At 70.7% G+C, this 23,178-nt stretch carries 21 protein-coding genes and 2 pseudogenes; 15 read left to right on the forward strand and 8 right to left on the reverse strand.

The window, feature by feature from the left end:
• Nucleotides 1-9: 9 nt before the first annotated feature.
• Both OG870_RS44725 and OG870_RS44730 read right to left on the reverse strand, forming a co-directional pair.
• Nucleotides 10-2,724: a glycoside hydrolase family 2 protein gene (locus OG870_RS44725; RefSeq protein ID WP_327692149.1), complete on the reverse strand. Its 2,715-nt coding sequence runs from the start codon at nucleotides 2,722-2,724 to the stop codon at nucleotides 10-12.
• 102 nt (nucleotides 2,725-2,826) lie between these two features.
• Nucleotides 2,827-4,011 carry an ROK family transcriptional regulator gene (locus OG870_RS44730; protein WP_266587666.1) on the reverse strand — a complete coding sequence of 395 codons (1,185 nt, stop codon included), beginning with the start codon at nucleotides 4,009-4,011 and terminating at the stop codon, nucleotides 2,827-2,829.
• 130 nt (nucleotides 4,012-4,141) lie between these two features.
• Here OG870_RS44730 and OG870_RS44735 point away from each other — a divergent pair, with 130 nt between their 5' ends.
• The gene (locus OG870_RS44735) at nucleotides 4,142-5,605 is read left to right on the forward strand and encodes an APC family permease (protein ID WP_266587668.1); all 1,464 of its coding nucleotides are present in this window, start codon (nucleotides 4,142-4,144) and stop codon (nucleotides 5,603-5,605) included.
• 133 nt (nucleotides 5,606-5,738) lie between these two features.
• Here OG870_RS44735 and OG870_RS44740 read toward each other — a convergent pair.
• The 3 genes and pseudogenes from OG870_RS44740 to OG870_RS44750 all read right to left on the reverse strand — a co-directional run.
• Nucleotides 5,739-5,924: pseudogene (locus OG870_RS44740) on the reverse strand (SPW repeat protein); the annotation flags it as partial.
• A gap of 68 nt (nucleotides 5,925-5,992) precedes the next feature.
• Nucleotides 5,993-7,366 carry a cryptochrome/photolyase family protein gene (locus tag OG870_RS44745; RefSeq protein WP_266587670.1) on the reverse strand — a complete coding sequence of 458 codons (1,374 nt, stop codon included), beginning with the start codon at nucleotides 7,364-7,366 and terminating at the stop codon, nucleotides 5,993-5,995.
• A gap of 90 nt (nucleotides 7,367-7,456) precedes the next feature.
• Entirely contained in the window at nucleotides 7,457-8,986 is a 1,530-nt protein-coding gene (locus OG870_RS44750) for an SDR family oxidoreductase (protein ID WP_266587672.1), read from the reverse strand.
• Nucleotides 8,987-9,211: 225 nt separating this feature from the next.
• Here OG870_RS44750 and OG870_RS44755 point away from each other — a divergent pair, with 225 nt between their 5' ends.
• Nucleotides 9,212-9,376 (forward strand): hypothetical protein, encoded by a 165-nt coding sequence (locus tag OG870_RS44755; protein ID WP_266530892.1) that lies wholly within the window; start codon nucleotides 9,212-9,214, stop codon nucleotides 9,374-9,376.
• 130 nt (nucleotides 9,377-9,506) lie between these two features.
• On the opposite strand, the gene OG870_RS44760 is transcribed toward OG870_RS44755, so the two are convergent.
• Nucleotides 9,507-10,418: a LysR family transcriptional regulator gene (locus OG870_RS44760; RefSeq protein WP_327692150.1), complete on the reverse strand. Its 912-nt coding sequence runs from the start codon at nucleotides 10,416-10,418 to the stop codon at nucleotides 9,507-9,509.
• A 144-nt stretch (nucleotides 10,419-10,562) separates the two neighbouring features.
• Between OG870_RS44760 and OG870_RS48365 the strand changes: the two genes are divergently transcribed.
• The 8 genes and pseudogenes from OG870_RS48365 to OG870_RS44795 all read left to right on the forward strand — a co-directional run bounded on the left by OG870_RS48365 (nucleotide 10,563) and on the right by OG870_RS44795 (nucleotide 16,800).
• The gene (locus OG870_RS48365; protein ID WP_353962189.1) at nucleotides 10,563-10,640 is read left to right on the forward strand and encodes a putative leader peptide; all 78 of its coding nucleotides are present in this window, start codon (nucleotides 10,563-10,565) and stop codon (nucleotides 10,638-10,640) included.
• Between the two features lie 125 nt (nucleotides 10,641-10,765).
• A complete protein-coding gene (gene sfnG / locus OG870_RS44765; protein ID WP_327692373.1) occupies nucleotides 10,766-11,887 on the forward strand; it encodes a dimethylsulfone monooxygenase SfnG in 1,122 nt (373 codons plus the stop codon).
• A 33-nt stretch (nucleotides 11,888-11,920) separates the two neighbouring features.
• Nucleotides 11,921-12,061, forward strand: a pseudogene (locus OG870_RS44770) (acyl-CoA dehydrogenase family protein); the annotation flags it as partial.
• Between the two features lie 58 nt (nucleotides 12,062-12,119).
• Complete coding sequence (gene ssuE, locus OG870_RS44775; protein WP_327692151.1) at nucleotides 12,120-12,674, forward strand: NADPH-dependent FMN reductase; 555 nt, start codon at nucleotides 12,120-12,122, stop codon at nucleotides 12,672-12,674.
• 5 nt (nucleotides 12,675-12,679) lie between these two features.
• Nucleotides 12,680-13,864, forward strand: a complete 1,185-nt coding sequence (locus OG870_RS44780) for an SfnB family sulfur acquisition oxidoreductase (protein ID WP_327692152.1) — start codon at nucleotides 12,680-12,682, stop codon at nucleotides 13,862-13,864.
• Between the two features lie 32 nt (nucleotides 13,865-13,896).
• On the forward strand, nucleotides 13,897-15,045 hold the full coding sequence (locus OG870_RS44785) for an LLM class flavin-dependent oxidoreductase (protein ID WP_266587676.1): 1,149 nt from the start codon (nucleotides 13,897-13,899) through the stop codon (nucleotides 15,043-15,045).
• An 87-nt stretch (nucleotides 15,046-15,132) separates the two neighbouring features.
• Nucleotides 15,133-15,570, forward strand: coding sequence for a peptidoglycan-binding protein (locus tag OG870_RS44790; RefSeq protein WP_266587678.1), 438 nt, complete (start codon nucleotides 15,133-15,135; stop codon nucleotides 15,568-15,570).
• A 159-nt stretch (nucleotides 15,571-15,729) separates the two neighbouring features.
• A complete protein-coding gene (locus OG870_RS44795) occupies nucleotides 15,730-16,800 on the forward strand; it encodes a hypothetical protein (RefSeq protein WP_266587680.1) in 1,071 nt (356 codons plus the stop codon).
• A 17-nt stretch (nucleotides 16,801-16,817) separates the two neighbouring features.
• Here OG870_RS44795 and OG870_RS44800 read toward each other — a convergent pair whose 3' ends face one another.
• Nucleotides 16,818-17,849, reverse strand: a complete 1,032-nt coding sequence (locus OG870_RS44800; RefSeq protein WP_266587682.1) for an acyl-CoA dehydrogenase family protein — start codon at nucleotides 17,847-17,849, stop codon at nucleotides 16,818-16,820.
• Between the two features lie 98 nt (nucleotides 17,850-17,947).
• On the opposite strand from OG870_RS44800, the gene OG870_RS44805 reads away from it, so the two are divergent.
• The 4 genes from OG870_RS44805 (at nucleotide 17,948) to OG870_RS44820 (ending at nucleotide 21,871) form a co-directional block, all read left to right on the forward strand.
• Nucleotides 17,948-18,304, forward strand: a complete 357-nt coding sequence (locus OG870_RS44805; protein WP_266588626.1) for a YciI family protein — start codon at nucleotides 17,948-17,950, stop codon at nucleotides 18,302-18,304.
• The gene (locus tag OG870_RS44810) at nucleotides 18,304-19,500 is read left to right on the forward strand and encodes an RNA polymerase sigma factor (RefSeq protein ID WP_266587684.1); all 1,197 of its coding nucleotides are present in this window, start codon (nucleotides 18,304-18,306) and stop codon (nucleotides 19,498-19,500) included. The genes OG870_RS44805 and OG870_RS44810 overlap by 1 nt, the downstream gene beginning before the upstream one ends.
• A 112-nt stretch (nucleotides 19,501-19,612) precedes the next feature.
• The gene (locus OG870_RS44815) at nucleotides 19,613-20,935 is read left to right on the forward strand and encodes an aldehyde dehydrogenase family protein (protein WP_266587686.1); all 1,323 of its coding nucleotides are present in this window, start codon (nucleotides 19,613-19,615) and stop codon (nucleotides 20,933-20,935) included.
• Between the two features lie 318 nt (nucleotides 20,936-21,253).
• Complete coding sequence (locus OG870_RS44820) at nucleotides 21,254-21,871, forward strand: SRPBCC family protein (protein WP_327692153.1); 618 nt, start codon at nucleotides 21,254-21,256, stop codon at nucleotides 21,869-21,871.
• 53 nt (nucleotides 21,872-21,924) lie between these two features.
• Here the strand turns inward: OG870_RS44820 and OG870_RS44825 are convergent, their stop codons facing one another.
• Nucleotides 21,925-22,143 (reverse strand): hypothetical protein, encoded by a 219-nt coding sequence (locus OG870_RS44825; protein WP_266530912.1) that lies wholly within the window; start codon nucleotides 22,141-22,143, stop codon nucleotides 21,925-21,927.
• A gap of 265 nt (nucleotides 22,144-22,408) precedes the next feature.
• Here OG870_RS44825 and OG870_RS44830 point away from each other — a divergent pair, with 265 nt between their 5' ends.
• Nucleotides 22,409-23,119 (forward strand): chitinase, encoded by a 711-nt coding sequence (locus tag OG870_RS44830; protein WP_405623197.1) that lies wholly within the window; start codon nucleotides 22,409-22,411, stop codon nucleotides 23,117-23,119.
• Nucleotides 23,120-23,178: the final 59 nt, after the last annotated feature.

The following is a 23,178-nucleotide window of genomic DNA, read 5'->3' on the forward strand; positions in this document are numbered from 1 at the left end:
CCCAGGCGGTCATCCCGCGGGAACCGTCTGCTCCGGCGTGTTCCAGCCGGAGACCCGCACTCGTGGCGCCGACCCGTGCAGATCCGCGGTCCGGTAGGTGGCCGTGAGGGTCGCCGTCTCGCCGGGCCAGAGGCTGACTTCGTTGTCCGACCACTCGATGGGCAGTACGGGCTTGCCCGTCGCGTCGACGAGATGGACGTCGGTGAGCAACGAAGGTGTCTTCCCGCCGCCCGTGTTGCGTACGGTCACCGTCGTGGTCGACGTCCCGCCCGATGTGTCCGTCGACGCCGCCGCCGAGACCGGCACCGGCGCCATCGCGCTCAGGCCCCTGAGATCGGCGTAGCTCGTCGTCGGTGTGTAGTACCAGTCGGTGTGGGCCCAGTCGAGCGTGTCCGGCCCGGTGGACAGCCAGTAGACGTTGCGACTGACCTCCTTGCCGGAGGCGTCGGTCAGGGTCAGCCGCACCAGATACGTCGTCGACAGCCCGCTCACCGACGCCGGCAGGGTGAGCGCGGTGCTGTGCGCGCCGTCGCCGCTCACCTTCACGCCGGTGACGGTCCTGTCGTATTTCTGCGTGCCGTCGGGGTTGAACACCGTGGCACGGGCGGTGAGTTCGGTTGCGGCCGTGTGCCGGTTGTTGACCACGACCACCGAGCGGTCGTCGTAGGAGTACTGGACGTGCAGCGGCTCGTTCGCCTTCTTCGCCCCGAAGTAGGCGCCTCCCTGGTCGAGATGACGGTCCATCAGCTGCCATTGGAGCGAGGTCCAGCCGCTGTTGAACATCCAGTAGACGACGCCGGTCGCGGGCTTCGAGGAGTCGGTGGCGTTGCGCTCGTACGCCTCGAACTGGGCGCGGACGTTCTCGTACTGCGCGAGCTGGGCCTTGCGGACGTAGTCGGTCAGGCCCGTCGGGGCGCCGTAGCGGCCGGTGAGCGCGTTGTCGTAGAGCTTGAGCGTGCCGAAGGTCGACGACGGTGAGCGGTGGTACTGCTTGGCGTCCGGGTTCTTCCAGAGGGTGTCGAGTTCGGCCGGGGTCATCATGCGGCGGAGGGTGTCCAGGGTGGGGATGTCGGGACCCGCGCTGGTCTCGGAGTTGAAGCCGGTGGCGCCGCCCTCGCGCTTGGCGTACCAGTAGTTCGGCGGGACCCAGTCGTACGGGCCCGTCATCTTCATGCCCGAACTGCCCAGTTGTGGGGAGGATTTGTCGGACGCGGCGGCGACTACGGGGGTCGGCCAGTCGGCGGCCTTCAGGGCGTCGAGGTAGTTCTTCTCGATCGTCGCGTCGGGTGCGAAGTCGCTGCCGATGAGGAAGGAGATCACGCTCGGGTGGTCGCGCAGCCGGGCGGCCTCGGCCGCCATCGACGCCCTCGCGACCGGGTAGTCGGCGGCGGTCCACTTGTCGCCGGACTCGCCGCCGTTGACCTGGCCCTCCCACTTGTCACAGCACTCCCAGCCCGGCAGTGTCAGGATGCCGTAGCGGTCGGCGAGGTCGAAGAACTGGTCCGGTTCGAGGTGCCCTTCGAGGCGGATGGTGTTCAGGCCGAGATCCAGGGCGTACTTCAGCCGGTCCTCGACATAGGTCCGGTCCCAGCGCAGGTACTCGTCCGGCGACCAGCCGCCGCCCTTGATCAGCAGCTTGCGGCCGTTGACGCGGTACTGGCGCGCACCGTCGGAGTTCAGCGGCGCCTGGACGTCGCGGATGCCGAAGGTCTGGTGCGCTGTGTCCGAGACGGTGCCGGAGCCGGTGCCGGAGACGGAGGCGGTGAGGTTCAGGTCGTACAGGGGCTGCCCGCCCATTCCGGCCGGCCACCACACCTTCGGCGAGGCCAGGTGGAGGCCGGGGACGTCGGACGGGGCGAACGTGACCGTCTTCGTCTCGTGCGCGGCCAGCGCGACGGTCTTGCCGAACCTCGTCGTGCCGATGCTGCCGGCGACCTCTGCCGTCGCCGGCGCCCCGGAGTCGTTGCGGACCTGCGCCTTGACCGTCAGGTCGGCCGAGGCGAGCGAGGGCACGTCCAGCTTGGTCACCACGTGGGCGTCTCGCAGCGCGACCGGGCCGCCCCGGCGGACGAGGACGTCACGGACGATGCCCATGTTCTCGTCGGGCGGCGGCTGCAGCCAGTCGATCCAGCCCATGGTGAGGTTCTTGTCCGGATCGTTGGGCTGGATCCGGAAGGCGACGGTGTTCGTACCGGAGCGGACGAGTGAGGTCACGTCCAGCTCGTGCCGGGTGTAGGCGCCGGTCACGTCCTTCGCCGTGGCGACCTGCCGGCCGTTGACGTAGACGTCGGCCGCCGAGACCACGCCGCTGAAGTCGAGGTAGGTGCGCTCGGAGGTGTCGGCGACTGTGAAGTCGGAGCGGTACCACCAGGGGACCCGGAAGTCGGCCCTGGGGATCTTCTGCTGGTTCGTCGAGTAGAAGGGGTCGGCGTACACGCCGTTCGCCAGCAGGGCCGCGAGGACGGTGGAGCGGGGGCCGGCCGGGTACCAGCCGGCCGCCGGGTAGCCGGGGGAGGACACGTCGGCCGCCGGATCGGAGACCTTGGCCGTCGACTGCACCGTGTAGCCGTCGAGGGCGGTCGTGCTGCCCGGTGCGGAGGAGACCCGGGTGGGCGGCGCGTGCGGTCCCGTCCGATGGTCGTGCGCTTTGGCCCAGGCGCCGGTCGTCAGCGAACCCAGCAGCCCCAGGACTACGGCGGCCGTGGCGAGACGGTGTCCGTTCACGGAGTCTCCAGCTCTTCGTAAAGTTAGGAAACTTTACTAACGGCGGTCACGGTAGGGCGCCCCGTGAACGGTGTCAATCACCGCGGCTCGTGGGCGAGTTGGTCAGGGCGCCGCCGACCTGCGCTCGAACACGACGTCCCGCGCGGTCCCGAGCGCCGTGGCCACCGCGCCGAGCAGCACCGCGTCCTCCCCGAGTCTGCTGGGCACGACCTTGGGCCGCAGGGGAGTGAGCGCCCGCAGGTGTTCGCGCACCGGGTGCAGCAGCAGATCCACACTGTGGCCCACGCCGCCGCCGAGGACCACGAGATCCGGGTCGAGCACGGCGGCGGCCGCCGCCACCGTGTGCGCGATGCGCTCGCCCTCCAGCCGGACCGCCTTGACCGCGGCGTCGTTTCCCTGCCGGGCCGCGTCGAACACGGCCTTCGCGGTGAGCTGCCCGCTCATGCCGAACCTGCGCGCCGCCTCGACGACGGCCACCCCCGACACCGCGTCCTCCAGCCGCTCCGGCTTCTGCTGCCCCGGCCACGGCAGGAACCCGATCTCCCCGGCCAGCCCGTGCGCCCCCGTGAACAGCCGCCCCTCACTGACCACGCCCATCCCGAGGCCGGTGCCGATCAGGATGTACGCGAAGAGCCGGCTGCCCGTGCCGACGCCGTACGCGTACTCGCCGAGCGCCGCCAGATTGGCGTCGTTGTGGACCTCCAGGGGAACGCCCAGCTCCTCGCGCATCCGGTCGAAGAGCCCGGCGCGCCCCCAGCCCGGCAGGTGCATCGCGTAGCGCACCCGGCGCTGCTTCTCGTCGTACACGCCGGGCGTGCCCACTACCGCGTGCACCACCTCGTCCGGGGCCACGCCCGAACCGGCGACGACCTGACGGGACGTCGCCACCACCAGCTCGGCCATCGCGGCCGAGCTGCGGGCCCGGTTGCGCACGTCGGAGCGGGCGACGACGCTGCCGTCCAGGTCGGCGACGGCCACCCGCAGCCAGCTGCGGCCTACGTCGATGCCGAGGACATGGCCGGCAGCCGGGTCCGGTGCGTACAGGACGGCGGTGCGGCCGCGCTCGGGGGCGAGGGTACCGACCTCGTGGACCAGTCCGGCCGCCTCCAGCGCGGCGAGCACGCTGGAGACCGTCGGTTTGGACAGGCCGGTCTCGCGGGCCAGTTGGGCGCGCGACGCGGCGCCGCCGGCACGCAGTCGGTCGAGCAGGAGCCGCTCGTTGGTGCTGCGCAGCCGCCGACGGTTCCAGGGCTGTTGCTGCTGGTCCATGGCATCACTGGCGGGCATCGCACCATTCTCACCGATCCGAGGGGACCTCTTGACGCATCAAGTAAGGCTCCTTAACTTTATCGGCCAGTCAGCCTCGCCGGGCCAGCCAGCCTTGGGCAGCCCAGCGCCCGGTGCGTCAGGAGCCCCCATGTCCGGTAGTCCGTCCAGCCCGCCACCCGCCGGCGGTTTCGTCCGCCGCGTCGGCCTCTTCCCGGCCACCGCCATCAACATGAGCCAGATGTGCGGCATCGGCCCGTTCGTCACGATCCCGCTGATGGTCGCCGCGTTCGGCGGCCCGCAGGCGGTGATCGGCTTCATCGCCGGCGCGATCCTCGCGCTCGCCGACGGACTGGTCTGGGCCGAGCTGGGTGCGGCGATGCCCGGCTCCGGCGGCAGTTACGTCTATCTGCGCCAGGCCTTCCAGTACCGCACGGGGCGGCTCATGCCGTTCCTCTTCGTCTGGACGGCGATGCTGTTCATCCCGCTGATCATGTCGACGGGCGTGGTCGGCTTCGTCCAGTACCTCGGATACCTCGCCCCGGACCTGGGCAGGACGTCCGGCGACCTGGTCGGCCTCGGCATGATCGCGCTGGTCGTGATCCTGCTGTGGCGGGGCATCGAGCACATCGCCCGGATCACCGCCGTGATGTGGGCGGTCATGATCACGTCCGTCCTGCTGGTCATCCTGGCCGCGGCGACGGACTTCAGCGCACATCTCGCCTTCACCTACCCGGCGCACGCCTTCGACCTGGGCAGCAACCACTTCTGGCTGGGCTTCGCCGGCGGCCTGACCATCGGCATCTACGACTACCTCGGCTACAACACGACGGCCTACATGGGCGCCGAGATCAAGGATCCCGGGCGTACCCTGCCCCGCTCGATCATCTTCTCCATCCTCGGCATCATGGCGATCTATCTGCTGCTGCAGATCGGCACACTCGGCGTGATCGACTGGCATCGCATGACCGACGCCGACGACATCGCCTCCACGTCGGTCGCGTCGGCCGTGCTGGAGAAGACATGGGGCAAGGGGGCGGCCGACACGGTCACCGTGCTCATCCTGATCACGGCCTTCGCCTCGGTCTTCACCGGACTCCTGGGCGGCTCGCGCGTCCCCTACGACGCGGCCCGCGAGCGCGTCTTCTTCCGCCCCTACGCCAAGCTGCACCCCCGGCACCGCTTCCCGATGCTGGGCCTGGCGACGATGGGCGTGATCACTGCCGTGGGTTTCCTGATCGGCCGGCACACGGACCTGGCGACGCTGATCCAGTTGCTCACGACGGTGATGGTGATCGTGCAGGCGCTGGCCCAGATCATCGCGCTGACGGTACTGCGCAGGCGGCAGCCGACACTCCGCCGACCGTACCGTATGTGGCTCTACCCGGTGCCGAGCGTCATCGCCTTCGCCGGCTGGTGCGTGATCTACGGCTACGCCGACAAGAACTCGCCGGGCCGCCATCCCATCGAGTGGTCGCTGGCCTGGCTGGGCCTGGGCTGTGTGGCCTTCGCGCTGTGGGCGCGCTTCGAGAAGGTGTGGCCGTTCGGACCGAAGGAGATCTCGGAGGAGTATCCGGCCCCGGCACAACCGGACGCGTCGCCGACGGGTGCGTGAACCGTCCGTCTGCGGCAACTGCCGTGCCCGCGTTGGAGAGCCGAGGTGGTGGCGGGAGGGTCGAGGTGATGGCGGAGGGCCGGTCCGTGCGGGGTGCGGACCGCCCTCGTGCCGTTCCTTCCCGGCTTGGCCCCTATGCCCTCGGAGCGCTCCGCGCCGCCGTGGCGGCGCACATCGCACCCAGGATGAGGGCGAGCGCCCCGATGATGACGTTGTTCAGGATCACACCAGCGTCCGGGGCGTCACCGACGACCCAGGGCGCGATGATCATCCAGACGCCCACCGCGCGGAACGCCCAGCTGAGGCCGTACATGCGCTCATTGTGCTCTTATTTATTCTTTATGTGTAGAGGTGAGAGGCGCGTCGGCCCTCCGTGGACGGCGCATGTCAGTCAAGGCCGCGGGCCTGTTTGAACCGAGCGAGGCCCTCGGACAGCTCGACGATCGGGTCCGGGTAGTCATCGCGTCCGGCACGGTCCCGGCCCCGCGGCTTCCACGGCTCGTGCACCGCCGGGCCGTCGATCCCGGCGAGTTCGGGGACCCAGCGGCGGACGTAGGCCCCGTCGGGGTCGTAACGCCTGGCCTGGGTCACGGGGTTGAGGACACGGTTGGGGCGGCTGTCGGTGCCGGTGCCCGCCATCCACTGCCAGTTCATCTGGTTGTTGGCGAGGTCACCGTCGACCAGGAGGTCCAGGAAGTGGCGGGCGCCCACGCGCCAGTCGACGTACAGGGTCTTGGTGAGGAAGCTCGCGGTCAGCAGGCGGCCCCGGTTGTGCATCCAGCCCTCGTACCGCAGCTGGCGCATCGCCGCGTCGACGACGGGGTAACCGGTGCGGCCCTCCTTCCAGGCCTCGACGTCCTCGCGAGCCTCGCGTCCGGAGCGCCAACCATCGTGTTTCGTACGGTAGTCGGAGCTGGCGACGCCAGGCCGGGCGGCCAGGACCTGACGATGGAAGTCGCGCCAGGCGATCTGCCGGACGAAGGCCTCGCCGCCCGGACCGCCTGCCCTGCGCGCCCGGTGGACCAGTTCGACGGGGGAGAGGGTGCCGAAGTGCAGGTGGGGCGAGAGGCGGGAGGTGGCGTCGCCTGCCAGGTCGTCGTGCCGGTCCTCGTACGTGCCGATCCCGCCGCGCAGCCAGGCGGTCAGGCGCTTGCGGCCCTCCGCCTCGCCACCTGTCGTCAGGCCCTCGGACAGGCCTGCCAGGCCGGAGCGGGAGGGGAGCCTCTCGGAGCCCACGGCGTCCGGGACGCGTACGGTGCGCGGTGCGGCGAGCGGGTCGCGTTGGTGGACCTGGACCCATCGGCCGAAGTAAGGCGTGAAGACGGCGAAGTGGTCCGAGGAGGCCGGGGTGACCTCGCCGGGGGCGACGGCCGTGGTCACCGTGTCGTGGACCTGCAGCCGCCGCCCCTGCGACTCCAGGGCGCGGCGCAGCCGTCGTTCACGCAGATGCGCGTAGGCGCTGACGTCGCCCGCCATGTGCACCTCGTCGGCGTCCGTCTCGGCGACCACCTTGCACACCTCGTCGACGACGTCGCCGGAGCGCACGATCAGCCGGCCGCCCCGCTTCCGCAGAGCGCTGTCGAGGTCGCGCAGGCTGTCGGCGAGGAACGCCAGCCGGTTGGGCGCGGCGAACCCGGCCTCCTCGACGGCCTTGTCGCGTACGAAGAGGGGGACCACCTCGTCGGCCTCGTTCGCGGCCCGCAGCGGCGGATGGTCGTACACGCGCAGGTCGGCGGTGAACAGGACGACCGAGACGTTCATGGTGCTTCTCCGAGGGAGGAGGAGGGGGAGGGGGAGTGTCGGGCGGCCGGTGAGGTGCCTGCGGCCGGGTGGACGTGGCGGGCGCGGCCGTCAACCGCTGGACGCGGGTTCCCTTGCCGGGGCGGTCGGGGTCCGGGCCGCGGCGAGCGCGATGTTGCGGGCCATGCCGCCGAACACGACGGCGTGGAAGGGGGAGACGCTCCACCAGTAGGCATGGCCCAGCAGTCCGTGCGGGTGGAACAGGGCCCGCTGGCGGTAACGGGTGCGGCCGTCGGCCCCGGTCTCCGCGTACATCTCCAGCCAGGCCGGGCCCGGCAGCCGCATCTCGGCCCGCAGGCGCAGCAGACGGCCCGGCTCGATCTCCTCCACCCGCCAGAAGTCCAGTGAGTCGCCAACCCGCAGCCGTGCCGCGTCACGTCGTCCCCGGCGCAGCCCCACGCCGCCCACCAGCCGGTCCAGCCTGCCCCGCACCGCCCAGGCCAACGGGAAGGAGTACCAGCCGTTGTCCCCGCCGACCCCCTCGATCACCCGCCACAGTGCCTCACGCGAGGCGTCGACCGGCAGCTCCCGCTCGTCGGCGTACAGGCTGCCGCCCGCCCAGTCGGGGTCGGTGGGCAGCGGATCGCTGGGCGCGCCGGGCGCCGAGGCCGACGACCAGCGGGTGGTGACCTGCGCCTCGCGGATGCGCTGCAGGGCCAGACGTACCGCCTCGTCGAACCCGACCGGATGCCCGGCGGAATCGGGCACGTGGCGCGCGATGTCGTGCTCGCGGCAGACGACCTCATGGCGCAGCGACTCCGTCAACGGCCGTGCGATCGACGCGGGGACGGGGGTGACCAGCCCGACCCAGTGACTGGACAGGCCAGGGGTGAGCACGGGGACGGGGACGATGAACCGGCGGGGCAGACCGGCGACCGTCGCGTAGCGCAGCATCATGTCGCGGTAGGTGAGCACGTCCGGTCCGCCGATGTCGAAGGCACGGCTGACATCGGCCGGCATCCGGGCGCCGCCTACGAGGTAGCGCAGCACGTCCCGCACCGCCACGGGCTGGATGCGGGTGCGCACCCAGCTGGGAGTGATCATCACCGGGAGGCGTTCGGTGAGGTAGCGCAGCATCTCGAAGGACGCCGAGCCCGAGCCGATGACGATCGCCGCGCGCAGCACGGTCGTGGGCACGCCCGAGCCCAGAAGGATGCGGCCCACCTCGGCCCGGGAGCGCAGATGCGGGGACAACTCGGCCTCCGGCACGCCCGAGGGCGTCAGGCCGCCGAGATAGACGATGCGCCTCACCCCCGCGGCGCGGGCGGACTCGCCGAAGATCCGTGCCGCCCTGCGGTCGGTCTCCTCGAAGCTGTCGCCCGTGCCCAGCGCGTGGACCAGGTAGTAGGCGACGTCGATGCCGCGCATGGCCTCGGCCACGGAGCCGGGGTCCGTGACGTCGCCCTCGACCACCTGCACCTGTCCGGCCCACGGGTGGTCGCGCAGCTTGCCGGGAGAGCGGGCCAGGCAGCGCACACGGTGGCCCTCGTCGAGCAGCTCCGGCACCAGCCTGCCGCCGATGTACCCGGTCGCCCCGGTCACCAGGCAGTGCAGGCCCGGTCCGTGCTGGTCAGCGTTCATCGGTACCGGCTCCTTCGGGTCGGTCCCCCCTTTGAGCACCTCCACGGATCCCGCCGTGGTGGAAGCGGGCGTTTCGCGCCTCGACCGTGTACCCACGCAGGGGGCCGGCCGACGCTCCCGGTCATCGTGCCGGTCGTTACGGCTCGGCACGCATGTCGACGCGCATCGCGGGCAGGCGGACGCTAAGAAGTCGTCACGCAGGTCGCTGGTGGAGGTGCTGCCGCTATGGGCGCGAAGGTGTTGGAGCGGTTTCCTGCGGGAGCTCCGCGCGGATCGTGGCCGGCGGAGGAGTACGCGGCCCGGTGCCGCGCCGAGGGCCGGCCCGCGAAAGTGATCATGGACCTCAAGTCGGACGCGTTCCTCGTGGTGATACCGGCCGACGAGGACTGACCCGCCGCCGACGACTGACCGGCCGATGACGTCTGACCGGGTGACGACTGACCGGGGCGCGACGACCGATCGGCCGCTGCGTCACCGGGCCGTCACCGGGCCGCTGCCTCACCGGGGCCGGCCCGCTGTATCACGGGGACGCTCCGCCCCACTCCCGCGCCCTGCGCACGAACACCTCGTACAGGTCCTGCGCGGCCTGTGGCACGGACTCCGCCCTGCGGCGCTGCAGCATCAGCAGTACCCGGGTGGTGTCCTCGGCGATCGGCCGGTAGGTGATCGTGCCCTGCCGCTCCAGCGGATCCCCGATGATGCTGAAATCCGGCAGAACCGTCACTCCAAGGCCCTCGGCGACCATCAGCTTGCCCATCTCGGCGCCGTCGGTGGAGTACGAGAAGGACGGGCTGCGGCCGTGCAGCAGCCGGTGGACATAGCGGTGCATGACGTAGCCGGTGCGCATCGCGATCACGGGCTGGGCGAGCAGGTCGTCCACCGTCACGCTCGTCAGCGAGGCGAGCGGGCTGTCGGGGCGCACGCACACCACCGGCCGCCCGCGCAGCAGTTCCGTGCACGCGAAGCCGGCGGGCACGTCGTCGCCGTCCAGTTGGTTGACCAGACCCAGGTCGAAACCGCCCTCCGACAGGGCCCGGTGGATCTCCGTCTGCTGCGCGGCGACCACCTCGACCTGGGTGAGGGGATGCGCGGCCCGGAACTCCCGGACGACCGGAATGAGCAGGGGCACGGTCGCCGCGTTCACCGTGCCCACCCGCACCATGCGGCTGATGCGGTGCTGTTCGCCCGCCGCCGACCGCAGCCGGTCCACCGCGTCCAGCACGTTGACGATGTGCGGCAGCAGTTCCCGGCCCTCCGCGCTCATCGTCGCCCCTGACCGCTTGCGTTCCAGGAGGTCGACGCCCAGCTCGCGTTCGAGGTTGCGCACCGTCTCGCTCAACGCGGGCTGGGAGAGGCGCAGTTCCTCCGCCGCCCGGCGCAGCGAACCGAGCCGCGTCACGGCCGCGATGTATTCCAGTTGTTCCGTCCGCACGACCAGCAGAATGCAGCTGATTCGACGGGCGGTTCAAGGGTTTCCCTGTCACACGTTCGTGAAATTCAATGGTCCGGGATACGAGACCGGTCGGGTTTTCCTTGACGGTCCTCGCCGTCGGCTGCCACGATCGAGGACATGAAGATGCGACTGGACCTCACGCGGCGACGCCACGTCGACCTCGCGCGCGTCTCCAGCGCCTCCTGTTGCTCCGCGGCCTGATCGGCTCCCCGAGATCCGCCGCGCTTTTCCTTTTCTCCGCCTGAATTCACCGCGTCTGCGCGCGATGTGAATTCGGCGTGCCTGGAAACATTCCGCAACAGGAGTTCCGCATGTCCGCAGCGCCCGTGACCGCAGCGCCCGTGAAATTCGCCTACTGGGTCCCCAACGTCAGCGGAGGACTCGTCACCAGCAAGATCGAGCAGCGCACCGACTGGGGGTACGAGTACAACCGCGAACTCGCTGTCCTCGCAGAGAACAGCGGCTTCGACTACGCGCTCAGCCAGGTCCGCTACATGGCCGGCTACGGCGCCGAGTTCCAGCACGAGTCGACCAGCTTCAGCCTCGCGCTCCTCCTCGCCACCGAGCGCCTGAAGGTCATCGCCGCCGTCCACCCGGGGCTGTGGCACCCCGGCGTCCTCGCCAAGCTCGGCGCCACGGCCGACCACCTCTCGAACGGCCGCTTCGCCGTCAACGTCGTGTCGGGCTGGTTCAAGGGCGAGTTCACCGCCCTCGGTGAGCCGTGGCTGGAGCACGACGAGCGCTACCGCCGCTCCGAGGAGTTCATCCGCGCCCTGCGCCAGATCTGGACCGAGGACCACACCGAACTCGCCGGGGACTTCTACCGGTTGCGCGACTTCTCCCTCAAGCCCAAGCCCCTCAACACCGTCGAGCGCCCGCACCCGGAGATCTTCCAGGGCGGCAACTCCAGCGCCGCCCGCGCCATGGCCGGCCGGGTCTCCGACTGGTACTTCTCCAATGGCAAGGACTTCGACGGAGTCGTCGAGCAGATCGAGGACGTACGCGCGTCCGCGGCCCAAGCCGGCCGTACGGCACCGAAGTTCGGCCTCAACGGCTTCCTCATCGCCCGCGACACGGAGGCCGAGGCGCGCGACACGCTCCGCGAGATCGTCGCCCACGCCGACACCGAGGCCGTCGAGGGCTTCGGAGCGGCGGTGAAGCAGGCGGGGCAGTCCACCTCCGACAGGAAGGGCATGTGGCAGGACTCCTCCTTCGAGGACCTCGTCCAGTACAACGACGGCTTCCGTACGGGGCTCATCGGCACACCCGAGCAGATCGCGGAACGCATCGTCGCCTACAAGAAGCTCGGCGTCGACCTCCTCCTCCTCGGCTTCCTGCACTACCACGAGGAGGTCGAGTACTTCGGCAAGCGTGTGCTGCCGCTCGTGCGTGAACTGGAGGCCGGGCTCCCGGACCTGGAGACCGAGTCCCTCCCCGTGCACGCCTGATCGCCCCCACCGCGAGAGAGGTCAACGAGCATGAGCGCCGCCGCCGAAGGCCTCGACCGGTTCTGGCGCAACGTCCGCACCCACACGCTGCACGACCCCGTCGCCCCCAAGTGGCGCGAGGCCGGCCGCCGGGTCCTCGAGGGCGAACTGCCCGAACCCGCCTGGTACTCCTGACCGCTTCCCCGGGGCGACCGCCACGCGCGCGGTCGCCCCGCCTCCCGAAAGAGGACCCATGGCCACCATCCTGTCCGTCTCCGGCAGCCCCTCCGTCTCCTCCCGCACCAACCGTCTGCTGCGCCACCTGGACAAGAGGCTGAGTGCACAGGGCCACGAGGTGATCCCGCTCGACGTCCGCACCGTCCCCGCGGAGGCGCTGCTCGGCGCGGACTTCCGGCACCCCGCCATCGTCGAGGCCACCGAACTCTTCGCGCGGGCCGACGGCGTCGTCGTCAGCACCCCCGTCTACAAGGCGTCGTACTCCGGTGTCCTCAAGGCACTGCTCGACCTGCTCCCGCAGTACGCCCTGGCCGGGAAGACCGTGCTGCCGCTCGCCACCGGCGGCTCCACCGCCCATGTCCTGGCCATCGACTACGCGCTGCGCCCGGTCCTCAGCTCCATGGGTGCGGGCCACATCGTGCAGGGCTGGTTCACCCTCGACAAGGACATCACCGTGCACGAGGACGGTTCGCTGACCGTCGCGCCGGGCGCCACCGAGGCCCTCGCCCAGGTGGTCGACCAGTTCTCGACGGCCCTCGGCCGCACCCCGCTCCTGGCCGCGGTGAGCTGAACGCCGTGTCCGCCCATGTCATCGCCGACGACGCGGAGGCCCTCGCCGTCGCGGCCGCCCTGGCCGAGGAATTCCGGGCGGGAGCCTCGGCCCGGGACGCCGAACGCAGGCTCCCGCGCGAGGAGTTGGACCAGCTGTCGGCCTCCGGGCTGCTCGCCGTGACCGTCCCCGCCGAGCACGGCGGCGCGGACGTCACCGCGCTGACGCTCGCCGAGATCTTCCGGCAGCTCGCCTCGGCCGACGCCAGCCTCGCCCAGATCCCGCAGAGCCACTTCGCCTACGTCAATGTGATCAACCGTCAGGGCAGCGAGGAGCAGCGGAAGTTCTTCTTCGCCGAGCTGCTCGCCGGGCGCCGCTTCGGCAACGCCCAGTCCGAGGCGGGCACCAAGCACGTCCAGGACATCCGCACCCGCCTCCAGCCGCAGCCGGACGGCTCCTACGTCCTCACCGGCGTCAAGCACTACTCCACCGGCGCCCTCTTCGCCGACTGGATCCCCGTGCCGGCCCGTGCCGAGGACGACAAGCTGCAGGTCGCCTACGTTCCCGCAGACGCTCCCGGCCTCCAGGTGATCGACGACTGGGACGGCCTCGGTCAGCGGACGACGGCCAGCGGCACCGTCCGCCTCGACGCCGTCCCGGTACCGGCCGACCGCGTCCTGCCGCACCACCTCACCTTCGAAGGCCCGCAACTCCACGGCGCCGTCGCCCAGTTGTTGCACGCCGCCATCGACGCGGGCATCGCGGCGGGCGCGCTCGCCGAGGCCGCGGAATTCGTCCGGACGAGGAGCCGCCCCTGGTTCGAGAGCGGCGTCGAGACAGCCGCCGAGGACCCGCTGCTGATCCAGCGCTTCGGTGAACTCGCCCTGCGGACAAGGGCGTCGGAGGCGCTGCTGCGCGAAGCCGCCCGCGCGGTCGACGCGGCGCGCGCCGACCTCACCGACGACACGGCGGCGGAGGCCTCCATCGCGGTCGCCGCGGCGAAGGTGCAGTCCGCGCAGACGGCGGTCGAGGTGGCGAGCGCCCTCTTCGAGGTGTCGGGCACCCGCTCGGCGCTCAACTCCCTCAACCTGCACCGTCATTGGCGCGACGCCCGCACCCACACCCTGCACGACCCGGCCCGCTGGAAGATCCAGCACATCGGCCGGTACGTGCTGAACGGCACCCGGCCGCCCCGCCACGGCCTCCTCTAGCGGCACCAGCGACACCCTGATCGGAGACCCACGTGTCCCTCACCTTCCACTGGTTCCTCCCCACCAACGGCGACAGCCGCCATGTGGTCGGCGGCGGCCACGGCACCCCCGCCACCGTCTCCGGACGGGACCGGCCGCCGACGGTGGCCTACCTCAGCCAGATCGCCCGTGCCGCCGAGGACCTGGGCTTCGTCGGCGCGCTCACCCCGACCGGCGCCTGGTGCGAGGACGCATGGCTGACCACCGCCATGGTCAGCCAGAACACCGAACGCCTGAAGTTCCTGGTCGCCTTCCGCCCCGGTTTCGTCTCGCCGACGCTCGCCGCCCAGATGGCGTCCACCTTCCAGCGCCAGTCCGGCGGACGACTCCTCCTCAACGTCGTCACCGGCGGCGAGAGCCACGAGCAGCGGGCGTACGGCGACTTCCTCGACAAGGACGCCCGTTACCGTCGTACCGGCGAATTCCTGCAGATCGTCAGGGCGTTGTGGGAGGGCAAGACCGTCGATGTGCACGGCGAGCACCTCCAGGTCGAGGACGCCAAGCTGGCCCGGGTGCCCGACCCGGTTCCCGAGGTGTACTTCGGCGGATCCTCGCCCATCGCCGGGGAGGTCGCCGCCAAGTACGTCGACGTCTACCTCACCTGGGGCGAGCCGCCCGCGCAGGTCGCCGAGAAGATCGCCTGGATCCGGGGCCTCGCGGCCAAGGAGGGGCGCACCGTGCGCTTCGGCATCCGGCTGCACGTCATCACCCGCGACACCTCCGAGCAGGCGTGGGCGGAGGCGAACCGGCTCCTCGACGGGTTCGACCCGCAGACCGTGCGGTCCGTCCAGGCGGGGCTCGCCCGCAGCGAGTCCGAGGGACAGCAGCGGATGCTCGCCCTGCACGGCGGCGGCGGCAACCGCGACGGCCTGGAGATCCACCCCAACCTGTGGGCCGGCATCGGCCTGGTGCGCGGCGGCGCCGGCACCGCCCTGGTCGGCAGCCACGACGAGGTCGCCGAGCGCATCAAGGAGTACGCGGCCCTGGGAATCGAGGAGTTCGTGCTGTCCGGATATCCGCACCTGGAGGAGGCGTACTGGTTCGGGGAGGGAGTGCTGCCGCGACTTGACGGGGAGGGGTTGTGGCGGCATCCGTTCCGAACGGCGGCCGCCCCCACGGCCCAGGTGCCTTTCGCCAGCTGAATGAATATTCAACTGGTCGTGATTCAACGGTTCTCCGGGATTTTTTCTCGTGTCGAACTCTTGTCGTTCCGTCATTAGCATGGAGGTATGAACAGCACACCGGAGTTCTATGTGGTACGGGAGGGTGACACACTCTCCAAAATCGCGGCCAAGGTCCATGTGAGCCTGGCCCAGATCGAGAAGTGGAACCCCCAGATCAAGAATCCGAACGTCATTCATGTGGGCGAGCGGGTCCGTGTGACGGCGCCGAGTGGCCAGCCGGTCAGCGAGGACGAGCCGTTCCCGGGCAGGGACTTCTTCCAGCCGTCCGTGAGTAGCCCGATCATCGAGGTCATGGGCTGGCGCCTCATCGAGGAGGGCTGCTCGGCGTATCCCGACGACGAGCCCGACTTCCAGTGGAGCGCGAAGGACCGGGAATCCTACGCCAATTGGCAGCGCAAACTCGGATTCGGCGGCGGCGACGCCGACGGAATGCCGGGGCGGCAGTCGTGGGAGCGACTCCATGTACCCGCCCTGACTCGCTAGCCTGCCAGAGCGTCAGGAGAGCCCGCCATGGCCACTTCCGTGGCGGCCCGGGGAAGCCCCCGGGCCCGTACGCGCCGACGGCTCGAGTCCGGGCTGCATCCACGGCCGCCGCGGTCGCCTTGGCGGGCCCGGGCCAAAACCCGACTCGCTTATCTTGAGGTGCAGCTGAAACGCCAGGAGGCCAAACCGCCCTCCGCCGACCGCAAGGCCCTGCTCCAGGGAATGGAAAGCCACCTCGACAAAGCTCACGCGGCGGCGGACGAGACGTTCGGATGGCGGCGGTTGTGGTCGGGGTCGACCGCCCAGGAAGGCGTCTGGTCGAACCTGCGCAGCGCCGACGTGCTGCTGCTCCAGTTGGTGTCCGACCGGGAGGCCGCGGGCCGCGCCAGCGAGGTCATGGCGCTGGTCAAGCGCCATCTCGGTAAGGACGACCCACAGCGCGTCAGACTCGCCCAGCGCATCCGTCCCATCGTCTCGGGCGAGATGGCGCCGACCGACCGGGAACTGATGGTCCGGGCGCTGGACAGCGCGTACACCACCCTCGACGCCGAACTGGCCCGGGTCCGGAGCCTGCGCAACATCCTCTGGACCGCCACGTTCGTCGTCCTTCTCGGGGTCGCGGGCCTCGCCGTGTACGGCTGGTTCTACCCCAAGTCGCTCAGTCTGTGCTTCGCGCCCAAGCTCGGCCCCGGCAGCGGGGAAGGCATCGACATCGTCTGCCCGAGCAGAGACTTCCACCGTATGCCGGCAGACACCGTTCCCAGCAGTCTCGCCGAACCGAAGGACATCCTCACGGTCGAGGTGGCCGGGCTGGCCGGCGCGGCCTTCACCGTCATCGCCTCACTGCGCCATATCAGGGGCACCAGCGCGCCCTACATGCTTCCCCTGGCCTCGGCGGTGCTGAAGTTCCCCACCGGCGCCCTGTCCGCCTTCCTCGGGGTGCTGTTGATCAGGGGCGCCTTCGTCCCCGGACTCAGCGACCTGGACAGCCGAGCGCAGGTCCTCGCCTGGGCCGCCGTCTTCGGCGCCGCGCAGCACCTGGTGACGCGCCTGGTCGACGACCGCGCACAGATGACGCTGTCGGAGGTGGGCAAACCCACCGACTCGGTGGTCGACCCGGAGAACGCCGCCGTCATGGAGGCCACCGGGGACGGCGGGGGTGAGCAGACCGACAGGAGTCAGGGCCCGGAGGCACCTGTGGAGCAACCCGCCGGGCCGCGCCCGCGGTGAAGGGTGGCCGGCCTGCCTCACCTGGTCAGCGAGTCGAGGTGGGCCGCCCTCGATTCCTGCGTCTGCCCCTGGACCAGCAGGAACAGCCCCTCCCGTGCCAGGCGTTGGGCTCTGTGCGTCAGCAGCATCGATCGGCCACCGCCGCTCACCACCGCGGCCGTGGTGGCCGCCTGCATCAGCTCGTACGCCCGCGTCCTGAGCGCGAGGCGTTCGGCGATGTGCTCGTGTGGTGGCGCGCCGTCGGCCAGGACGTAGGCCTGCCGGCGCACCTCGGCCAGACGTGCGCGTAGAGGAGCCGCCGTCTCCTCGTCCAGGAGGGACAGGGCCGCCCGTGCGACGCCGAAGACCGCCGGGCCGGCGTTCAGTGTCTTGAGCCGGTCCGTCGCGGACCAGCGGTCGTGCGGGGTGCGCAGTACCACGGACTCGTCGGGCAGCCTCAGGCCGTCCAGTTCCAGCGAGACCGTTTGCGCGGCCGTGAGTGCCGCCAGCCGCATCGGCTCCGAGGCCCGCAGTCCCGGCTGTTCGCGGGCGTCGGCGAACGCGAACACGGTCTCGTCGGAGTCGGTCACGCCCGCGAGCAGCATCATGTCGTTGAGGCCCCAGCCCGTGAACCAGGGCACTGTGCCGTCGAACCGCCAGCCGTCCCGTTCCGCCGTGGCCCGCACGGGGACGCGGGGGAAGGCGCGGACATGGGCGTAGGCGATGCCGGCCAGCAGTTCGCCGGACGCCAGCGGGGCCAACAGCCGCTCCCGTACGGGGAGTTCGGACTTCGCGAGCAATCGCACCGGGGTGTGGTGCTGGGTCTGCACGAACCAGGTCGAGCAGCATGCCCCGGCCAGGATCTCCTGGACCTCCCGGGCCACCGCGTCGGGGGCGCCCGCCCCGCCGTACTCCTCAGGCGCACTCACCCCCAGCAGCCCCGACCGCCGGACGGCCTCGATGTGGCTCGCGGGCACGCCCTCCTGGTCGATCCGCGCCGCGTTCGGGGCGAGGAGGTCGTCCGCGAGGGACCGGGCGGTGGAGACGAGCGGGTGCGATGCGGCGGTCATGAGAGAAATTCTCCCGATCTCGTCGTGCGCGGTGTCGATCCGGGGGTGCGCCGTTCGTGTAAGAGGTGAGAGAACGACACGACGCCAAGGAGAACGTCATGCAGTACTACCTGCTCAGCGTGATCACGCCGACCGAGGGAACGCCGCCCGGGCCGGAGGCCATGGCGGAGATCGTCCGCAACCTCGACAACTTCCACGCGGAACTGCGCGAGGCCGGCGCCTGGGTGTTCGCCGGCGGGCTGCACGGCCCCGAGACGGCCACCGTGCTGCGGCCCAAGGACAGCGACGTCCTCATCACCGACGGCCCGTACGCCGAGGGCAAGGAGTATCTGGGCGGCATCTGCCTGATCAAGGCCCCCGACCTGGACGCGGCCCTGGAATGGGGCAGGAAGGCGACCTGGGCGACCACCCTGCCCATCGAGGTCCGCCCGTTCATGCACCAGGCCGAGGACTGATGCCTCACCCTCTCGACGTCGAGGCCGTGTTCCGTGCGGAGTACGGCCGCGCCGTCGCCGTCCTCGTCCGCTTCCTCGGCGACATCGACCTCGCCGAGGAAGCGGTGCAGGACGCCTTCACCACGGCCGTGCAGCGCTGGCCGGAGACCGGAGTGCCGCCGAGCCCGGCCGGCTGGATCATCACCACCGCACGCAACCGGGCCATCGACCGGCTGCGCCGCGAGTCCTCCCGCGAGGCCCGCCACACCGAGGCCGCCCTGCTGCACACCCCCGACGCACCGGCCGAGGAGGGCCCCGTGCGCGACGACCGGCTCCGCCTGATCTTCACCTGCTGCCACCCCGCGCTCGCCCCCCAGGCGCAGGTCGCCCTGACCCTGCGCCTGCTCGGCGGCCTCACCACACCCCAGATCGCCCGCGCCTTCCTGGTACCCGAGCCGACCATGGCGCAGCGCCTGGTTCGCGCGAAGGCGAAGATCCGCGACGCCCGGATCCCGTACCGGGTGCCCCGCGACGCCGACCTCCCGGACCGGCTGAAGGGCGTCCTGGCCGTCGTCTACCTGATCTTCAACGAGGGCTACGCCGGCAACCCCGACCTGTGCGCCGAGGCCGTACGCCTCGGCCGTCTGCTGTCCGAGCTGATGCCGGACGAGCCCGAGGCCACCGGCCTGCTCGCCCTGATGCTCCTCGTCGACTCGCGTCGCCCCGCCCGCCTGGACGACCACGGCGAACTGGTACCGCTGCCGGAACAGGACCGCGCCCGCTGGGATTCCGGGCTGATCGCCGAGGGCCACTCGCTGGTCCGCCGCTGTCTGCGCCGCAACCAGCCGGGGTTCTACCAGATCCAGGCTGCTGTCCAGGCCGTCCACAGCGACGCGCCGACCGCCGACACCACCGACTGGGGCCAGATCCTGCGGTTGTACGACCAGCTCATGGCTCTCGCCCCCAGTCCGGTCGTGGCACTGAACCGGGCGGTCGCCGTGGCCGAGGCCGAAGGGCCCCGGCAGGCCCTCGACCTCGTCGACGCACTGGACCTCGACGGCTACCACGTCTTCCACGCCGTACGCGCCGACCTGCTTCGCCGCCTGGGCCGCGGCACCGAGGCGGCCCAGGCGTACGAAGCGGCCATCGCGAACACGCAGAGCGCGGCGGAGCGGGCCTTTCTGGAACGGCGGCGGAACGAACTCGTACGCAGGTGAGGGCTCGCAGCGCGTGACGAGGCGCTGCGGAAGGTAGTCCTGCGGGCGTCGGAATTTATTTTGGTGTATGAAAGGTTGGCATATACATCTGACCGTCCAGCAGTGAGGCATCGTGAACCACTCCACCCCCGAGCAGCCCGCCGACGTCGTGGCCCGGCTGCGCGCCACCTTCCGCACCGGCCGCACCAAGCCTCTCGAATGGCGCGCCGCCCAGCTGCGCCGCCTGCGCGACATGCTCACGGAGCAGGGCCCCGGTCTCGCCGCCGCCCTCCACGCCGACCTCGGCAAGAGCGCCGCCGAGGCCCACCGCACCGAGATCGACTTCACGATCCGCGAGATCGACCACACCCTCGACCACCTCGCCGAGTGGCTGCGCCCCGAAGCCGCCCCGGTCCCGGCCCACCTCGGCGCGGATGCGAGCGCCTGGACGCAGTACGACCCCCTCGGCGTCGTCCTCGTCATCGCCCCCTGGAACTACCCGGCCCAGCTCCTGCTCGCCCCGGTCGTCGGCGCGCTCGCCGCGGGCAACGCCGTGGTCGCCAAGCCCAGCGAACTGGCACCCGCCACCTCGGCCGCGATCGCCCGCCTGCTGCCCGCCTACCTCGACACCGACGCGGTCGCCGTGGTCGAGGGCGGTATCCCCGAGACCACGGCCCTGCTGGCCGAGCGCTTCGACCACATCTTCTACACGGGCAACGGCACCGTCGGCCGCATCGTCATGCGCGCCGCCGCCGAGCACCTCACCCCGGTCACCCTCGAACTCGGCGGAAAGTCCCCGGTGTTCGTCGACCGCGGCACCGACATCGACGTCGTCGCGGACCGGCTGGCCCGCGGCAAGTTCCTCAACGCCGGCCAGACCTGTGTCGCCCCCGACTACGTCCTCACCGACCCGGCCACCGCCGCCGCCCTGGAGCCCGCACTCACCCGCGCCGTCGAGGCCCTGTACGGCACCGACCCGCAGGCCTCCGGCGAGTACGGCCGCATCGTCAACGAGCGCCACTTCGACCGGCTCTCCGGTCTGCTCGGCTCCGGCCGCGTCGTCGTCGGCGGCGGCAGTGACCGTACGGCGAAGTACATCGCGCCGACCGTTCTGGCCGACGTCGACCCCGAGGCGCCCGTCATGCGGGAGGAGATCTTCGGCCCGATCCTGCCCGTGGTCACCGTGCCAGGCCTGGACGAGGCGATCGACTTCATCAACGATCGCGACAAGCCCCTCGCCCTGTACGTCTTCTCCGAGTCCGCGGACACGCGCGGCCGGATCGCTGCCGAGACGTCCTCCGGCGGCCTCGGACACGGCCTGCCGCTGGCCCATCTCACCGTCTCCGACCTGCCGTTCGGCGGTGTGGGGGAGAGCGGCATGGGCAGCTACCACGGCCACTACTCGATCGAGACGTTCAGCCACCGCAAGGCGGTGCTGGAGAAGCCGCTGAGCTGAAACCGGTGAGTCGAGTCCGGTGGGGTGAATCGGATGGGCCGCATCCGGTGGGGTGGGCTGCATCCGGTGCGGAGAACGCTCGGCCGTGGACAGGGCCGGGCGTTCTCGGTGTTCCGGCCCGCCCCCGGATTCACTTGCTGCTTGTATAAGTCCTGCCTGATGCGATTCGCGAATGCACGCCTTCGATGTGCTCGCAGGCCCGGTACGCCGACGGTTCCTGGAGCCCGCATCTGGACGCCTTGGCCACCGAGCCGGCCCGCGGCAGGCGTGAGCGCCGGCTCCGCGGCACCGACGACACCCAGAGGAGCACCTCATGACGTGACCCATGACATCAGCGCCGTACGCCGGCAGGTCGGCAGGCGCACCTTCAAGGCGGGAGAGGCTCGTGTGGTGACCCTCGCCCGGTCCTACGACGCTCCGCTCGACGACGTGTGGGACGCCTGTACGAATCCCGAGCGCATCCCCCGCTGGCTGCTGCCGGTGTCGGGGGAGCTGCGGCTGGGCGGCCGCTACCAGCTGGAGGGCAACGCCGGCGGCGTGATCGAGCGCTGCGACCCGCCGACGAGCTTCGCCGCGACATGGGAGTACGGCGGCGAGGTGAGCTGGATCGAGCTCCGTCTGGCACCCGAGGAGGGCGGCACGCGATTCGAGCTTGATCACATCGCCCATGCCGACGACACGAAGTGGGCGGAGTTCGGCCCGGGCGCGGTCGGCGTGGGCTGGGATCTGATGGTCAGGGGTCTGTCCCTGCACCTCGCGAGCGGCGCTGCCCTCGACCCGAAGGCGTTCATGGCCTGGATGGGCTCGGACGAGGGTCGACAGTTCATGACCTCCAGCAGCGAGGCCTGGTACGCGGCCAACGTCTCCGGCGGGGAGGACGAGAAGACGGCACGCGCGTCGGCGGACCGGACCACGGCGGCGTACACGGGAGCCTGAGCCGAACAGCGCCGGAAGCACGGCCGCTCAGTGCCGCGTCGTGTGCGGCGAGGTCACTCGGCGGTCCAAACCTTCGGCCCGCCGCCGCGCCACTCGATCAGTCCGGACTGCTGCACCCACTCGTCGTCGACGTCCTCCAGGCCCGCGAGGCGCAGGAACTCGACGATGTCCAGCAGTCCGTACGCCATCCCCAGGAAGTGGTCGTCCACACGCACGCGACGGCCGCCGTCCGCAGCAGGCGGGTAGATCACGATGGGCTGTGTGCTGGCCATGGGACCAGCGTGCGGCCTGGGGCGCCTGCTCGCATGCGGGGCGCCGGTGCCGCACGAGCACCGCGGTCGAGGCGCCGGTGCCTGCTCAAGTACCGCTGCCGGCGCGCAGCGCTCCGTTCGGTGCAACTTGGCGACCGGGAACAGTGATTGACTGGTCTATACCCTTGACTGGTACAGACCAAAGCGGTTGAGTGTGCCTCCACAACCCCCCACCACGGCCGTACCCCTCGCCGGGTGCGGCCGTGCTCCGTAAAGGAGTTGATCCGTGTTGAGGCGCCGCATCGCCGCAGTCCTGTCCTCGCTCGCCCTCGGGGGCGCCGTCCTGGCGCTCCAGCCGGCCCCCACGGCTTCCGCCGCCGGCTTCGTGGTGAGTGAGTCGCAGTTCAACCAGATGTTCCCGGGCCGGAATTCGTTCTACACCTACAGCGGTCTGACCGCCGCGCTCAGTGCCTACCCCGGCTTCGCCGCCACCGGCAGTGACACCGTCAGGAAGCAGGAGGCGGCCGCCTTCCTGGCCAACGTCAGCCACGAGACCGGCGGCCTGGTCTACGTCGTCGAACAGAACACCGCCAACTACCCCCACTACTGCGACGCGAGCCAGCCCTACGGCTGCCCGGCCGGCCAGGCCGCCTACTACGGACGCGGCCCCATCCAGCTGTCCTGGAACTTCAACTACAAGGCCGCCGGCGACGCCCTCGGCATCGACCTGCTCAACAACCCCTACCTGGTCCAGAACGACGCGTCCGTGGCCTGGAAGACCGGCCTGTGGTACTGGAACACCCAGTCCGGCCCCGGCACCATGACCCCGCACAACGCCATGGTCACCAGCGCCGGCTTCGGCCAGACCATCCGCTCCATCAACGGCTCCCTGGAATGCGACGGCAAGAACCCCGCCCAGGTCCAAAGCCGCGTCGACGCCTACCAGCGGATCACCGGCATCCTCGGCGTGACTCCCGGCGCCAACCTCTACTGCTGACGGGGGCCCGCGCGACATGGTGTCATGCACCTGACCATCCGACCTGACTCGGACGAAGG

This window comes from Streptomyces sp. NBC_00461 (genome assembly GCF_036013935.1).
In the GTDB taxonomy this organism is placed as follows: Bacteria; Actinomycetota; Actinomycetes; order Streptomycetales; family Streptomycetaceae; genus Streptomyces.

What these genes read in the sequence shown, in the direction of transcription:
- OG870_RS44730 (WP_266587666.1), bottom strand. Translation starts at nt 4,011, where the DNA reads ATGCCCGCCAGTGATGCCATGGACCAGCAGCAACAGCCCTGGAACCGT.
- OG870_RS44735 (WP_266587668.1), top strand. Translation starts at nt 4,142, where the DNA reads ATGTCCGGTAGTCCGTCCAGCCCGCCACCCGCCGGCGGTTTCGTCCGC.
- OG870_RS44745 (WP_266587670.1), bottom strand. Translation starts at nt 7,366, where the DNA reads ATGAACGTCTCGGTCGTCCTGTTCACCGCCGACCTGCGCGTGTACGAC.
- OG870_RS44750 (WP_266587672.1), bottom strand. Translation starts at nt 8,986, where the DNA reads ATGAACGCTGACCAGCACGGACCGGGCCTGCACTGCCTGGTGACCGGG.
- OG870_RS44755 (WP_266530892.1), top strand. Translation starts at nt 9,212, where the DNA reads ATGGGCGCGAAGGTGTTGGAGCGGTTTCCTGCGGGAGCTCCGCGCGGA.
- OG870_RS48365 (WP_353962189.1), top strand. Translation starts at nt 10,563, where the DNA reads ATGCGACTGGACCTCACGCGGCGACGCCACGTCGACCTCGCGCGCGTC.
- ssuE (WP_327692151.1), top strand. Translation starts at nt 12,120, where the DNA reads ATGGCCACCATCCTGTCCGTCTCCGGCAGCCCCTCCGTCTCCTCCCGC.
- OG870_RS44790 (WP_266587678.1), top strand. Translation starts at nt 15,133, where the DNA reads ATGAACAGCACACCGGAGTTCTATGTGGTACGGGAGGGTGACACACTC.
- OG870_RS44800 (WP_266587682.1), bottom strand. Translation starts at nt 17,849, where the DNA reads ATGACCGCCGCATCGCACCCGCTCGTCTCCACCGCCCGGTCCCTCGCG.
- OG870_RS44805 (WP_266588626.1), top strand. Translation starts at nt 17,948, where the DNA reads ATGCAGTACTACCTGCTCAGCGTGATCACGCCGACCGAGGGAACGCCG.
- OG870_RS44810 (WP_266587684.1), top strand. Translation starts at nt 18,304, where the DNA reads ATGCCTCACCCTCTCGACGTCGAGGCCGTGTTCCGTGCGGAGTACGGC.
- OG870_RS44825 (WP_266530912.1), bottom strand. Translation starts at nt 22,143, where the DNA reads ATGGCCAGCACACAGCCCATCGTGATCTACCCGCCTGCTGCGGACGGC.